At 48.2% G+C, this 13,090-nt stretch carries 16 protein-coding genes and 2 riboswitches; of the genes, 8 read left to right on the forward strand and 8 right to left on the reverse strand.

The features are described 5' to 3' along the window. On the reverse strand, window positions 1-699 hold the full coding sequence (locus UF06_RS08965; RefSeq protein WP_045570138.1) for a response regulator: 699 nt from the start codon (window positions 697-699) through the stop codon (window positions 1-3). Between the two features lie 247 nt (window positions 700-946). Then, window positions 947-1,582, reverse strand: a complete 636-nt coding sequence (locus UF06_RS08970) for an NAD(P)-dependent oxidoreductase (RefSeq protein ID WP_045570139.1) — start codon at window positions 1,580-1,582, stop codon at window positions 947-949. Between the two features lie 124 nt (window positions 1,583-1,706). On the opposite strand from UF06_RS08970, the gene UF06_RS08975 reads away from it, so the two are divergent. Further along, window positions 1,707-2,615, forward strand: coding sequence for a LysR family transcriptional regulator (locus UF06_RS08975; RefSeq protein WP_045570140.1), 909 nt, complete (start codon window positions 1,707-1,709; stop codon window positions 2,613-2,615). A gap of 71 nt (window positions 2,616-2,686) precedes the next feature. On the opposite strand, the gene UF06_RS08980 is transcribed toward UF06_RS08975, so the two are convergent. The 3 genes from UF06_RS08980 to UF06_RS28180 form a co-directional block, all read right to left on the reverse strand. Next, complete coding sequence (locus UF06_RS08980; protein ID WP_039432709.1) at window positions 2,687-2,983, reverse strand: isoamylase early set domain-containing protein; 297 nt, start codon at window positions 2,981-2,983, stop codon at window positions 2,687-2,689. A gap of 156 nt (window positions 2,984-3,139) precedes the next feature. After that, window positions 3,140-3,796: a 3,4-dihydroxy-2-butanone-4-phosphate synthase gene (ribB, locus tag UF06_RS08985; RefSeq protein WP_045570141.1), complete on the reverse strand. Its 657-nt coding sequence runs from the start codon at window positions 3,794-3,796 to the stop codon at window positions 3,140-3,142. 102 nt (window positions 3,797-3,898) lie between these two features. Continuing rightward, a riboswitch (FMN riboswitch) is annotated at window positions 3,899-4,038 on the reverse strand. Window positions 4,039-4,234: 196 nt separating this feature from the next. Further along, window positions 4,235-4,357 (reverse strand): hypothetical protein, encoded by a 123-nt coding sequence (locus UF06_RS28180; protein ID WP_264299430.1) that lies wholly within the window; start codon window positions 4,355-4,357, stop codon window positions 4,235-4,237. Between the two features lie 30 nt (window positions 4,358-4,387). Here UF06_RS28180 and UF06_RS26820 point away from each other — a divergent pair, with 30 nt between their 5' ends. The 6 genes from UF06_RS26820 (at window position 4,388) to UF06_RS09010 (ending at window position 9,090) form a co-directional block, all read left to right on the forward strand. After that, window positions 4,388-4,546, forward strand: coding sequence for a hypothetical protein (locus UF06_RS26820; RefSeq protein ID WP_171816718.1), 159 nt, complete (start codon window positions 4,388-4,390; stop codon window positions 4,544-4,546). Window positions 4,547-4,603: 57 nt separating this feature from the next. Continuing rightward, entirely contained in the window at window positions 4,604-6,352 is a 1,749-nt protein-coding gene (locus UF06_RS08990; RefSeq protein WP_045570142.1) for an SgrR family transcriptional regulator, read from the forward strand. Between the two features lie 45 nt (window positions 6,353-6,397). Continuing rightward, window positions 6,398-6,937, forward strand: coding sequence for an isochorismatase family protein (locus UF06_RS08995; RefSeq protein ID WP_045570143.1), 540 nt, complete (start codon window positions 6,398-6,400; stop codon window positions 6,935-6,937). Between the two features lie 114 nt (window positions 6,938-7,051). Next, window positions 7,052-7,852 carry a Cof-type HAD-IIB family hydrolase gene (locus UF06_RS09000; RefSeq protein ID WP_045570144.1) on the forward strand — a complete coding sequence of 267 codons (801 nt, stop codon included), beginning with the start codon at window positions 7,052-7,054 and terminating at the stop codon, window positions 7,850-7,852. 222 nt (window positions 7,853-8,074) lie between these two features. After that, window positions 8,075-8,365 carry a hypothetical protein gene (locus UF06_RS09005; RefSeq protein WP_045570145.1) on the forward strand — a complete coding sequence of 97 codons (291 nt, stop codon included), beginning with the start codon at window positions 8,075-8,077 and terminating at the stop codon, window positions 8,363-8,365. A 281-nt stretch (window positions 8,366-8,646) separates the two neighbouring features. Beyond that, entirely contained in the window at window positions 8,647-9,090 is a 444-nt protein-coding gene (locus UF06_RS09010) for a helix-turn-helix domain-containing protein (protein ID WP_039427081.1), read from the forward strand. Window positions 9,091-9,453: 363 nt separating this feature from the next. On the opposite strand, the gene UF06_RS09015 is transcribed toward UF06_RS09010, so the two are convergent. The 3 genes from UF06_RS09015 to trmY all read right to left on the reverse strand — a co-directional run bounded on the left by UF06_RS09015 (window position 9,454) and on the right by trmY (window position 11,978). Beyond that, window positions 9,454-10,107 carry a phosphatase PAP2 family protein gene (locus tag UF06_RS09015; RefSeq protein WP_319024120.1) on the reverse strand — a complete coding sequence of 218 codons (654 nt, stop codon included), beginning with the start codon at window positions 10,105-10,107 and terminating at the stop codon, window positions 9,454-9,456. A 194-nt stretch (window positions 10,108-10,301) separates the two neighbouring features. Further along, on the reverse strand, window positions 10,302-11,141 hold the full coding sequence (gene thiD / locus UF06_RS09020; protein ID WP_045570147.1) for a bifunctional hydroxymethylpyrimidine kinase/phosphomethylpyrimidine kinase: 840 nt from the start codon (window positions 11,139-11,141) through the stop codon (window positions 10,302-10,304). 95 nt (window positions 11,142-11,236) lie between these two features. After that, window positions 11,237-11,338: riboswitch (TPP riboswitch) on the reverse strand. A 37-nt stretch (window positions 11,339-11,375) separates the two neighbouring features. After that, a complete protein-coding gene (gene trmY / locus UF06_RS09025; RefSeq protein ID WP_045570148.1) occupies window positions 11,376-11,978 on the reverse strand; it encodes a tRNA (pseudouridine(54)-N(1))-methyltransferase TrmY in 603 nt (200 codons plus the stop codon). A gap of 198 nt (window positions 11,979-12,176) precedes the next feature. Between trmY and UF06_RS09030 the strand changes: the two genes are divergently transcribed. Further along, window positions 12,177-12,701, forward strand: a complete 525-nt coding sequence (locus UF06_RS09030) for a DUF3087 family protein (RefSeq protein ID WP_045570149.1) — start codon at window positions 12,177-12,179, stop codon at window positions 12,699-12,701. Window positions 12,702-13,090 lie beyond the last annotated feature (389 nt).

Here is a 13,090-nt window from a genome sequence, read left to right on the forward strand (position 1 = left end):
TTACTCCCACACATCCGGCATAAACATATAGCCTTTACTTCGTACGGTGAGGATCTTTCTCGCTGGAGTGGTGTCGTCGAGCTTCTTACGCAGTGTGACAATGCGATTGTCTATGGTTCTATCGACGCCGTCGTATTCGATACCGCGTAAGTTTTTGGTCAGCCATTCTCGGGAGAGCACTTGCTCTGCGGACCTGGCTAATAGCCAAAGTAAGTCAAACTCACCGTCGGTCAGGCTGACGACACGCTCGGCAATCTGACACTCTTTGCGAATTCGGTTGAGTTTGAGTACGCCAAATTGGCAGTGGTTGCTCTCTTCATGGACCGTAACATCTGGGCGGCGGAGCAGCATTCTGATCCGGGCTAATAATACGCGCGGTTTAATCGGTTTATTGACATAATCATCGGCGCCCATTTCCAGTGCCGCGACGTGGTCAAAATCGTCATCACTGGCGGTAAGCATGAGAATTTTGCCAAAGTAGCTATCACGAATTTGTCGGCAGACGCTTAAACCGTCTTGGCCTGGCAGCATAAGATCGAGCAAAACGATGCACGGTTTTTCTTGCAAAATCAGCGATGGGGCATCCAAGCCATTATCGGTCGTGATCACGGTAAATCCTTGTGACTGAAAATAGTCACCCAACATTTGTTGTAACTTGATGTCGTCTTCAACAATGATCAACTTAGGGTTTTCTGCCATGGTCTATTTCTATGCTTTGTATTTGTTATGATTTGTGGTCTTCGCCTCTCAGGGCGATGTGAAATTACACCTTTCACCGCGTTGTTTCAAATAGTTCGGTTTATTTAGTGGTCAGTCCTGAGCTGTGTATCAATAATGAAAAAGTTTGGTTGAATCTGTGAAAATTATAGCAAAAAGCCATGCAACGGCATGGCTTTGGTCAGTTTTATCAATGTGATAAGCGAAGCGTTTGTGCTGAGGTTCGCGCTTAATAGGCAACAGAAATACGTTGCTTAGCGTGTTTCGCTGTCTCCAGCTCATCCAGCATGGCGCTGGCGAAGTCCGCAACAGAAATCTTGCTGTGGCCTTGTGCATCGGTCAGCAATTGGTCGCCGCCGACTCGGAACTGGCCCACTTTTTCGCCCGGGAAGATTTCAGCCGCTGGGCTAACAAAAGTCCAATTGAGCGGTGAGTCACTGTTGCGAAACACTTGCAATGCTTGCGACTGGGCTAATGCTTCATCTTTATACTCCGCTGGAAAATCGGGTACAGTGACCAGTTGAACGCCAGGGGCAACTTCCAGTGACCCTGCGCCGCCGACCCACAGTAGGCGCTTTACACCTGCGTTTGGCAGTTGTTCCAGCAGTTTTGCTGCCGAGCGTTCAACCATATCGTGGTTGCCTGCCGCGCGACCGCCAATGGAGGCGATAACGGTGTCTACCCCTTGTAGTGCTTGCGCGAAATCTTGCTCTGTGAGCACATCCAACTGGCGCACTTCAACGTCTTGGCGTTCGATGGCGCTTGGATTGCGCACCAGTGCGATGACTTGATGACCACGAGTTACTGCTTCTTCTACGATTTGGCTACCAATCCAGCCAGATGCACCTAATACCGCTACTTTCATTTCAATCTCCTGTGATTTATCACGTTTTTCTCGACAACCATTGCAGTCTACTGGCTAATGATTTGATGATAAATGCTAGCGATTGATATAGATTGTATCTCCATTTCGATCTAATGGGTGATGTATGGATAAGTTGGAAGCGATAAAGAGCTTTATTGAGGTGGCGAATTGCCGCAGTTTTACCCAAGCGGCGGAAGCGCTCAATCTCAGCCGATTACAGGTGTCGCGGCATATTCAAGAGATGGAAGCGTGGTTGCAGCAGCGTCTTTTGCACCGCACAACCAGAAAAGTCAGCCTGACCGACGCCGGCGAACAGGCTTATGTGCGCTGCCAACGCATTCTCGATGAGGCTGCGGCGTTGCAAGTGGAAGCGTTGAGTCGATCTCAGGCGCTAGGCGGTTTGATCCGCGTGTCAGCGCCGATCGGTTTTTCCCAGCATTTATTGATTGATGCAGTGTGTGCGTTCACCCAGCTTCATCCGCAAGTGACGGTGGACATTCTCGCCTCGGATAAGTTTTCCCAGTTGGTGGATGAACGAGTTGATGTGGCGCTGCGCTATACCAACCAGCCTGACGAGAGTTTAATTGCGAGAAAACTGATGGCGATCGAGACAGTGATTTGCGCCTCGGAGGAATATTTACAACGCCACTCGCCAATAGAACAGCCTCAAGATCTGCGCCAGCACAACTGTTTGGTGCATCTGAGTTCGGTGCTGTGGCGTTTTGTTGCGGATAACCAAGTGACGGAAGTGGAAGTGAAAGGCAGCATTCGCGCCAACGATATGGGCACTTTGCTTGGTGCGGCGAAGGCAGGGCATGGGATTGTTCGCTTGCCCTGCGATCTGGCCAATCCGCTACTGCAACAGGGGAAGCTACAGGTGGTGCTGCGAGATTATCACGTGCCTGGCTCATCGCTGTGGGCGGTCTACCTTTCTCGCAGCTATCAGACGCCAGTCGTCAGACAGTTTATCGATTTTATCGCTCAACGCTGGGGAGAAGATGCACAACGATGGCAAGTGCCGAGTGCGTGCTAAAGACACGGCGAAGAGAGCAGAAATGGCGGGCAATAAAAAAGGCGCGATGTGCGCCTTTACGTGTGTGCTGTTTACTCGCTGGTTAAAACTAAGCTGTTATCACTACCAAAACCGTTGGCGACATAACCATCGGCTTGAGGATCGTTTTCCCATTTGTCTTCGTTAAACAGATAGCGGAACTCGATTTTTTGTTCCTTGGGCAAACGAGTTTTGAACTTAAATTGGCCGCTTTTCTTCACCAACGTCATTGGTTCAGGTTGCCAATTATTGAAATCCCCGGCCACCTGCGCGCTTTCCCAGTGTTCCTGTTCGACTTCAAAAGTCACCTCGACTTCATCTTTTGTCTTGAAAAAGCGTTTCTTTAACATAGCAATATCCTTTTATCTCACAACAACCGCACACCAAAAAAGGTGCTTCAAAAATAACCTGGGTATAAGTATTACTACTGTTTCATAGGCTTTGCAAGTCACTGGCAGCACCATGGTGCTGATGTCGGGCTTTTCCTCTGTGACATTTCAAGCGGCTTACGCCAGTTTAAGATCGTACTGCTTACGGTAGCTAACCATATCTTCAATCGTCAGTATCGGCATATCGTGCAGTTTGCCAAAGGCGATGATCTCTGGCGTTTTCGCCATACTGCCATCGGGGTTGGTTAACTCGCACAGCACACCAGCAGGAGATAACCCCGCCATTTGCATCAGATCCACCGTACCTTCCGTGTGTCCGCGACGCGCAAGCACGCCGCCAGGGCGAGCACGCAGAGGAAAAACGTGCCCAGGACGAGCTAAATCGTCAGCCTTTGCCTGTGGATTGGCCGCGGTTTTAATCGTCGTGACACGATCTTGTGCGGAAACGCCGGTTGTGACGCCGTGTTTGGCTTCAATCGAGACGGTAAACGCAGTTTGATTGGCGCTGTTGTTGTTGACCACCATAGGTGGCAGTTCCAGCTTATTGGCTTGCTCGTCGGTCAAACATAGACAGACGATGCCACTGCATTCACGGATCATCAGCGCCATCTGTTCTGTGGTCAGATGATCGACGGAATAGATAATGTCGCCTTCATTTTCGCGATCTTCATCGTCTAAAAGCAGCACGCCACGGCCTTGTTGTAACGCAAAGAGCGCCGTTTCAACACGCGTGATAGCATCGCCAAATTCGGCAAGTAGTGATGACTGATTCATGGTTAACTCCTAATAATCACCAGAATCAGGGCTGTATGAGGGGGGAACGAGCTAAGCTCAATCCAAAACGAAATGCACCAGAACGTGAGTGTTCTGGTGTGGTTTCATTCTCTCTCATCCGGACTCTAACCGTCGGCTCTGGCCTCTCACCAGATCTGCTGACCTCGACGAATCGAGCGCTCGCGGGCTCACCTAAAAGGTATACCGCCGGTGGGGAATTTCGCCCCGCCCTGAGAATAAAAAGTTTAACGTTTGCTTAATTGCTCGGGCATGTTACTCGCTTCGCCAAGCGATTGGAAGGTGAATAAAACCGTTTGGCGGAACTTTGTCCGCCGCCCGGGATGCTTAGTCAAAGCGGCACTTACCCAGTTATTGGTGGGGGACCAGCAACGCTGGTTCGTTAGGAGCACAAATGGAAAGTGCCGCTTTGGCTCAGGATCACAGCCAATCGAGTAAAATGAGTAGAGCCTGACGCTCTAGTGGGTTGCGAGTAATCCTAAGTCGATTGGCATAGTAGCTAAGCATGACACGTTTGGTGTTGTGATTTGAGTTACTGTTCATAGTAGGCTCCTTGTGGTGCGGGAAAAGGTAGTGGACTTGCTGCCTAGCTATACTCCGACAAAATCGGGAATAGAAAAACTGAGTAAGTTTTTCCGTTTTGTTCCGGATAAACAGAATGAAGGGCAAAAAGCGCTGAGATTAGGAGTGAAAGTGGCAAAACGAGGAACAATCAAAGTGATTTTTTTCTGATTTTTTCTCTCCCGGTTTGCGCGATACTAGTGGCTTCTCATTTAGCGAGGCTCACTTTTGTCAGAACTCAATCTTCTTCGTTACTACGTGCGTTTGCAGCCTTTGGGAGTGGGCGTCGCGGTCAAAACCACGCTACAGGAGGTGGCCGATCTACTCTTTACCACGCCGAGACACGCACGCAGCTTGTTAACACAAATGCAGCAGGCGGGTTGGCTACAGTGGCAACCCAAGTCTGGGCGCAACCAGCGATCGCAATTGATGTTGAATATTGAGCTGGCCTCATTGAAAGAGCAACTGGCCACAACGCGCATCCGGGCGGGAAAATATGAAAAAGCGCTGGCCATTTTGGACCAAGATCAAAATGCTTTCGGTCGCCTGCTGAAAAACACCTCGGGCGCATCGCTGCGCGCTGGGCGTTTGCACATCCAACTCACCTACAAGCGGCCATTTGAACAAATTCTGCCGCACCACTTGCAGCGCAGTAGTGAACGTTTTTTGATCCGTCAGCTCTACTGTTGCTTGCTCTCTTGCGATAAAGATGGCCAGTTGCACCCGGAGTTAGCCCATCATTGGCGCACTGAAGACGATGATCGCAAGTGGACGTTTTATCTCAGACCGGGGCTGACGTTTCACAACGGCGCGGCGATTGACGCCAGCACGATTGTCAGTTTGTTTGCCAAACTCTCGAGCTTGGATTTGTATCGCAAAGAGTTGGCTCATCTCGATAACATCGTCGACGAGTCGCCACTCAAAGTGGTGTTCACCTTAAAACAGTCGGATCGCGGATTTGCAGGCCTGATTGCTGGCGTTCGTTACGCTATTCAGCCGGTTAGCCAAGTTAATGCAACGCAAAGTCCGTTGGTGATTGGTAGCGGCCCGTTTGAACTGGTGGAACACTGTGAGGCGCAGTTTAAGTTGCGTGCGTTTGAAAACTACTTTGCTTGTCGTGCGATTACCGATCAAGTCACTATCTGGCTGATTGATGAGCAGACAGCGGCGCGCAAACAGATCGAGACCAACCAGCCTGAGGCGAGCCATGAGCCTTGTGACCATTATGTCAACTCTCGAAAATCTGCACAGGAATCTCACCCGCAGCAGCAGAGCCGAGTAGAGGATGGTTGTTTGCTTTTGATGTATAACCAAACTGGGCGCAACGCTTTTAGTCCAGCGCAGCGTCGTTACCTCAGTGCTCTATTGACACCGCAGCGGGTGCAAAGCGAGATTGCGAAAATGAACGGCTCGTTTGGTTCAGTGACGGCGCACAATCTGCTGCCGCAGTGGCAAGCTGTCGTGCGGCCAAAAGCGGAAAAAGTGAAGCTACCAAAGCACATCGACCTTGCGATTTACAACTACAAAGTTTTGTCGCATTGCGCGCGCGCCATACAGAGTCTATTTGCCGAACAAGGATGCCGAGTGACGATCCAAACATACTCCTATCGCGGACTGGATCAAAAAGCCAGAGAAGGTGAGCTCAGCGAAGCGCTGATTTTGACCAACATCAGCCTAGACGATAACCGCCATGCTTCCGCCTTTTGTAATCTCTTCAGCAATCCCATCTTGCATGCCTGTATTGGTGAGACGGCAAGTGAATGGCTGGATCAACAACTTATCGCCCTTCGCGCTGAAGTGCCCCTAGTTGATTATCTCGACAAGCTTGAACCGATTGCTTCGGCATTGATCAATGAGTATTGGATCTCGCCGCTGTTCCACCACTTGCAGACATTGCGTTTTCATGGCGTACTGCAAGACGTCGAGCTAACCAATTGGGGGTGGCCAGACATTCGTAATGTTTGGGCAGCAGAATAAGACTATATTAAAGAGGTTGATCATCCAGCCCAAAAGGAAAAGCAGATGTTAGAGAGTAACAACACCGGACTCATCGTTGTTGATGTCCAAGGAAAACTGGCGCAGATGGTGGATGGCAGTGAGCAGATGATCGCCAATATCGTCAAGCTGATTGAAGGCGCGAAAGCGCTGGATCTGCCCATCATCTGGCTTGAACAGATCCCCGATAATTTAGGTCAGACAGTCGAGCCGATCGCGCATGCACTGACGGGATTTGTCCCGTTTCACAAACACACCTTTTCTGGGTGCCGCACCGAGTCTGTTACAGAAGCTATCCGCGCATGTCAGGTGGAACAATGGCTTCTCTGCGGCATTGAAGCGCACATCTGTGTCTACCAAACGGCCATGGATCTGAAACGCATGGGTTTTGAGCCTCAGGTGGTCAGTGATTGTGTCTCCTCGCGTGATGCGGCCAACAAAGAACTGGCACTGAAAAAGCTCTGCGCCAGCGGTGTTGGCTTGACGGGGCTGGAAATGTGCCTGTTTGAATTGATGGAGGACGCCAAACATCCCGCGTTCAAAGCGCTACTGCCACTTTTTAAGTAATGCTGTCGGCACGTTAAGCAAAGTGCCGATCGTCAACCCTTATCGCTGTACAAGCGAGACTTTTTCTGCTCAGATTGGGCCCACTTTGCTTTGTTATTTTTAGGTAATTTCTGTATGTCGTTATCCGATCTTAAATTTATTGCTGCCGATATGGACGGTACGTTGCTGGACGAAAACAGCCAACTTAACCCGGCGTTTTTCCCGATGTTTGAACAGTTGCAAGCCAGAGGCATTCTGTTTGCTGCAGCGTCTGGGCGTCAATACTACAGCTTGATCAAAACCTTTGAACCCGTCAAAGAACGTATGCTCTTTATTGCGGAGAACGGCACTTTGGTGATGCACAAAGGGGAAGAACTCTATAGTTGCACCATCGCCAAGGAGCAGATTGACGCTATCGTCACCGCCGCTCGCTCGATAGAAGGTGCGCATATCGTGTTGTGCGGTAAGCAATCCGCGTACATCGAAACGCAAGATGCACAAGCGTTGGCGGAGTTTGCCAAATATTACCACCGCTGCGCCTACGTGACGGATCTCTTGGCGGTGGAAGATGACTTCATTAAGGTGGCGATCTGCCATTTTGGTGGCGCAGAAGCCTTAGTCAACCCAAGGATGAAAGCCTTGTTCGGTGAGACTCATCAAGTGGTCGTCAGCGCTAAAATTTGGCTTGATGTGATGAATGCTCAGGCATCAAAAGGCGCTGCCATTAAACATTTGCAGCAAACGCTCGGTTTTAGCTTCGAGCAAACGATGAGTTTTGGCGACTATCTCAATGACACGGAGATGCTCAACGAAAGTTTCTATTCTTACGCGATGGAAAACGCCCATGAACAGATCAAACAGATTGCGCGATTTCGTGCGCCGAGTAATCGCGAAGCGGGTGTATTTCAAGTGATCACACAACAAGTTTTAAGCTAAATTCCTCTGCCAGAAATACCAATCTCCCAATCAACATAGCAGGCATGTCGGTACATAACGTTGTCAGCCTGCTTGCACAAAACATGCTGACTTGCTGCTGCGCGCGCGACCATTGCGTCATCCTTTAACAGAGATCAATCTTCACATCAGTTTAACTTCGAGTCCGATTCTTCTGTCCTAAACTGAACTTGGTCTGTTAATGGGCAGGTTCAGGAGGAGATCATGCTTACCGTTCAACGTCATTACACCGTTTCAGGAAAGCCCAGCTTACATGCCTGTGTTGAAGTAAACCCCACAGGAACAGTCGAAATCGAAGTTTTGGAGTTGTACCAACACCACAGCAGCAGTTTCGACAATCTCTCTTTCAAGGTAAATCCACAGGGTGTCAGTGTTGTCTACTGTCATCAAGCGTCACCTTGGCAACTCTTGCTCAATAGCCAAGATGCCCAGGAGTTACGTAGCCTAATCCAAGAGGCGGAAGAGGAATATGAAATCCTGATGCGCGATTTGTAGTTTGCCTCAGGATAAATGGATTTTGCACAGGAGGAGGCTGTTCGTTCTCTTGTGCAATTTTGCTTATACTCTTGCCAAAATAAAGGATAGAATCCTTTAAATTCACTCTCTCTAAATGTTCAAATTATGATATTTTATCCAAAAGTTAGGCTCGTATAATGATACATTTCGCATGTTTATTGTGCGTCATACGTATTGTTGATAAAAATAATAGCGGATTTTTCGTAAGCCGTTGTTTGTATATTTAGTTGGGCGAGACAGCCGAGTAGTAGGAGGGCGTTATGCCAAGAGTGAGTCGTGCGGTGGCACAGCAAACACGACAAAACATTATCGATACTTCATTTAAAATCCTCCTGCTGGAAGGTTATGAAAACCTGACGTTTACCCATATCGCAGAGAAAACGGGTATCAGTCGTTCCGGGGTGAATGGCCACTTCAAAAGAAAAGAAGATCTCTTGGAAGAGCTGAAACCAAAGGCCGTTGAGCTGGTGATTCAGTCGCTGGAGTTCTCTTCTCCAGAGGATTTTTATCGCTCTTGGGTGAAGGCGGTGAGAGAAGACAGAATGTTTCGCAATCTTATCCAAAACGTTGGAGAGATCATTTGTACAGAAAAAGGCCGAACCCGACTTACACGTTTAATTCAAGGTGACGCAGAAGAGGTCGAAAGAGTGGTTTACATGGCAATTGGCTATGCCGTGGTCAATATTTCCTGCTCAATTTGTTGATTGAATAGAAGCTCATATCCTAGTACCGCTGGAAAAGAAAAAGTGCGAATTAATAGTCATAAATCCATCAACAAATAACGGATGGTACGTTTTATTTCTTTCATTTCCTTTGACTCACGTTATAATGGCGCCGTCTAAGTGAGTTGGTCCTCACAGACAACACTTTCTATGCTTTGGTTGTATAACCAGCTTAGCTTAAATGGCTTTTGGTCGTTTGGTTGTCCTACTTTTGCCAAACGACCTTCTTTTTAGCTTTATTTTGAACGCCATTCATTTGCCCCTTCCGCTTAAGATGACATTGAAAATAGAACGCCTTCACCAATGGAAGGCGTGACGGTATCTGCCTCGCACCTTATTGTTTCGCTAACCGCGTTTCCATTGGCTGACAATAGGTAAATGATTGGGCAGTAGGGTAAACACGATTGCCACAAAAGCCCAAGAACCGAACAGGTCTAATGGGCGATGCATCCCCAACCACAATCGGCTATAGGCAACGCTGCTCGCCCATACCAGTAACAATATTAACGCGCCGTATCGCTTTGCAGATAAAAAGGCTGCCCCAAAGAAAGCAACGCAAATCGCCGCGAAGAGGGTATGTCCGGAAGGAAAAGAATAGTCCTTCTCACCTTGCCAATGTTGGCTTCGCCACGGGCTGACATTCTGTGATACGGCTGAAATGGCCTGCACTTTTTCCGCTTCATCCAGACGATAAAAATCTGCAGGAGAGTCAATGATCTGCTCAGCGGCCAGCAACTCGCTATAAGGACGAGGGCTCTCCGTTGCCAGCTTTAAGCCGCTTTTACTTGCAAAACCTATGATGAGTAACAGGCCAAGCTGCAAAAATTTCTGTAATACGCCTCGCCTAAATGTGCGAATTGAGAGCGCCCAAATGCACAGAATGATCAGCGTGATGAAAAAGCCCTGAATGCCCGCTGAGTAAGTTAAAAGTGTCAATAGGCGTCCTTCAAACGAGGCGACCGGAGAAAAGAGAGAGGCAGGGTAGTAAAGCCAAGTGATGACGCCAAGGCAAAGTGCGTAGCAAAAAAGGGTGATAAGCCCAGCCAGTTTGAAATTGAGTGCACGGTCCACGAACAGTTTCCGCCGTTAATAAAAAGCGGCATTGTATGCCAAGGCAAGCAGCAGAAATATCAGGGCAAAGTTAATTTGCGTGCTCACTCTGTTACCAGCTAACCGTTCGGCGAAAGTTTGTGTCAGCGCACGTGCATATGTCCCGCAAAGAAATGGTTCACTGGCCCTCTTCCTTGGCCGACAGATAACTCGTCGGCATGACTAATGGCCTGAGAGATGTACTGTTTGGCGAGAAAAACCGCTTTGTGCATCCGGTGGCCTTGCGCTAAATAAGAGGCAATAGCCGAAGAGAGGGTACAACCCGTACCGTGTGTGTTGCGTGTCGGGTGACGCGTCGAACGGATTAGTTCTGCCATATCGCCTTCAATCAGCAGATCGCTGCTGTATTCTTCCTGCTCCAAATGGCCCCCCTTAAGCAACACGGCTTTAGCGTGTAGAATACGTAACTCATCAAGTGTCTGCATTAAGCCGTTTTCGTTTTCGGGTTGAGGCTGTTGGGTTAAAGCGGCATATTCGGGAAGGTTCGGTGTAATGATACTGGCCAGAGGGATTAAGCTTTCCTTGAGCGTGTTGATGGCTTCCGGTGCAAGAAGCAGATCGCCACTGGTAGAGACCATTACGGGGTCCAACACAACAAACGGTGGACGATATTGGCGAATTTTGCTGGCGACAAGACGGATAATGTCGGCGTCTGCCAACATACCAATTTTTACCGCTCTGACGTTTAAATCGCTGAACACCGCATCCAACTGGGATGCAATATGCTCAAGTGGGATGGGCAGAACGGCGAATACCCCTTGAGTATTTTGCGAGGTAATAGCCGTAATCACAGAGCAGGCGTAACTGCCAGTGGCGGAGATGGTCTTAATATCAGCTTGAATGCCCGCGCCGCCTCCGCTGTCTGAGCCAGCGATAGTGAGAACAATAGGGATGTGAGATTGAGAGTCTTGTGAGAATAGCATCTTGCTTCCTATGACAAGACGTACAGGAACTGCGTATTCAACAAGCTGCCGCCGTGCGATTGGGGGAAACTTTTGTCCTTAACCACAACAAACGGGTGAACACGCATATAGTTCCCTACGTCAGTATTAACTGCATCAGGTTCAACGGGTCTCGCTTTGCGATCTCAGCCTAACTAAAGGCTCCCCGACTATATCTGCGACATCATAGCAGCAAAAAGGCCTGCTGCAAGTCACTCACAATGACTCGCGTAGATCCAACTCGTTCTGGATCAAGGTGACACACTGGGAAGCAAACAGCATCTTAGGGCCAAGACTGATTTTTTGCGTACCTAAGCGTTTTAAGCTGTTGAAAGTCTTCTTCGGCATCGGAATGTGATCGGTGAGCAAAAAGCAGGGATTTGGCGCAAAATCAATGTCGCGAACAAATTCGCCCTTTTTGTCCAACATATAAAGCTGGTGGTTTTCCGCAAGCTCTTGAATAAGGCGCTCAAAACTGATGGTTCGAACCGTCACACCTGGTTCCACATTGCGGCACTCTTCTTTGGCCATTCCTTGAGAAGCGTCTAATGAGCGAGCAACCACATTCAGTAAAGTGGCTTCATTAAAACCGTTGATATTAGTGACATCATTTGACTGAATCGTGATGGTTCGAGAATAGTCCTGGGTACTCTCTAGCACTAAATACACCGTCACATCCTCACGGTGCGATTGAGCAACAAACATGGTGTTCATCAAAGTATGTGCCAAAATTTCAGTGTGCGCTTCCTGACCAACGCCTTCCAGTAAGGCTTTACTGTTAGTTGGGGCGGCACGGGCGCGTAAAACAAAAGAGCGCATAAAGGAAACCTCGAATGAGCAGTAAATTGAATGGGCGGAGTATATACCCAAGTCAGACTGAGGCGCGAGCCCAAACAAAAAGCCTCTATAAAAGAAGAAATGGACAAAGTGCGAATTTGATTACAAAACCTTGATTGAGTTAGCGGGTGTGATCGAGCAGCATAGGGGCCTTGTCTTACTGCTTTAATAGAATGAAACATGAAAATTGAATCTATCAACAAACCGCTCTACCGCAGAAAAGCTAATATCGTCATTGTTGGCTTTGTGGTGCTTTTCGCACTCTCGTCACTGGCATTCGGTAGCTTACTGATTGCATTGTTTGGTAACCAGACAGTCGTCGAACAAGAGTCGACGGGCAATTTCCACTGGAACTTGATCGGTGTCCTTCTCGCACTTTTGACCTCGGTATCGTTACTCAATCAAGTGAAAGGACATCTTTTCTTCAAAGAAGTCGTTTACGTTTGGCAAATGAAACAATTGCACAATCGCATTTTCCGTAAGCTGAAACAGATAACGTCGGCAGCAGAGCAAGAAGATCTGCAAGCATATACGATTTTAAAATTCTATTATCAAAGCCAAAAACAGATCTTTGAGTTAGACAACAATACGCTGACTTTGGACAGCGTCATGCGTGAGCTAGAGAAAATAGAAGATTGGGAGCGAAAACAGGGTGTGAGGATCAAGACTGGCGAGATAGACGAGGCGTGGTTAAACCAGTTTTAATCTACAGATAGCTACTTATTATTAACAACTGCGTATGCAAAACGAGCAGTTGGGTGAGATTTGTTCATCTAAACCAATTTTTGAAGGTTTTTGCAAAAAATGGGTTGCCAAGAAAATTTCTCTGCCTATAATGCGCATCCACTGACACGGCAGACGCCACAAGGCTTCAGCAGTGCAGTAAGAGGGTAAAGCTTCTAAAAAAAGAAATTTGAAAAAGTGTTTGACTCTTCAAGTTAACTCGCTAGAATGCACCTCCGCTTCGAGAGAAAAGCTTCTCAAAAAGCAAGCTCTTTAACAATATAAACCTATCAATCTGTGTGGGCACTCGTTGATGATAATCCAAAAGATTTATCAATGAACTGAGTGACCAATTTGATACTTCGGTATCA

This window comes from Vibrio sp. S234-5, from assembly GCF_000960595.1.
Taxonomy (GTDB): Bacteria; Pseudomonadota; Gammaproteobacteria; order Enterobacterales; family Vibrionaceae; genus Vibrio.

Excerpts from the sequence above, each read along its gene's own strand:
- ribB (WP_045570141.1), bottom strand. The coding sequence starts at position 3,796 with ATGAATCAGTCATCACTACTTGCCGAATTTGGCGATGCTATCACGCGT.
- UF06_RS09010 (WP_039427081.1), top strand. The coding sequence starts at position 8,647 with ATGCCAAGAGTGAGTCGTGCGGTGGCACAGCAAACACGACAAAACATT.
- UF06_RS09030 (WP_045570149.1), top strand. The coding sequence starts at position 12,177 with ATGAAAATTGAATCTATCAACAAACCGCTCTACCGCAGAAAAGCTAAT.
- UF06_RS08995 (WP_045570143.1), top strand. The coding sequence starts at position 6,398 with ATGTTAGAGAGTAACAACACCGGACTCATCGTTGTTGATGTCCAAGGA.
- UF06_RS09005 (WP_045570145.1), top strand. The coding sequence starts at position 8,075 with ATGCTTACCGTTCAACGTCATTACACCGTTTCAGGAAAGCCCAGCTTA.
- UF06_RS08970 (WP_045570139.1), bottom strand. The coding sequence starts at position 1,582 with ATGAAAGTAGCGGTATTAGGTGCATCTGGCTGGATTGGTAGCCAAATC.
- trmY (WP_045570148.1), bottom strand. The coding sequence starts at position 11,978 with ATGCGCTCTTTTGTTTTACGCGCCCGTGCCGCCCCAACTAACAGTAAA.
- UF06_RS08975 (WP_045570140.1), top strand. The coding sequence starts at position 1,707 with ATGGATAAGTTGGAAGCGATAAAGAGCTTTATTGAGGTGGCGAATTGC.
- UF06_RS08980 (WP_039432709.1), bottom strand. The coding sequence starts at position 2,983 with ATGTTAAAGAAACGCTTTTTCAAGACAAAAGATGAAGTCGAGGTGACT.
- UF06_RS08965 (WP_045570138.1), bottom strand. The coding sequence starts at position 699 with ATGGCAGAAAACCCTAAGTTGATCATTGTTGAAGACGACATCAAGTTA.
- UF06_RS28180 (WP_264299430.1), bottom strand. The coding sequence starts at position 4,357 with ATGAACAGTAACTCAAATCACAACACCAAACGTGTCATGCTTAGCTAC.
- UF06_RS09000 (WP_045570144.1), top strand. The coding sequence starts at position 7,052 with ATGTCGTTATCCGATCTTAAATTTATTGCTGCCGATATGGACGGTACG.
- thiD (WP_045570147.1), bottom strand. The coding sequence starts at position 11,141 with ATGCTATTCTCACAAGACTCTCAATCTCACATCCCTATTGTTCTCACT.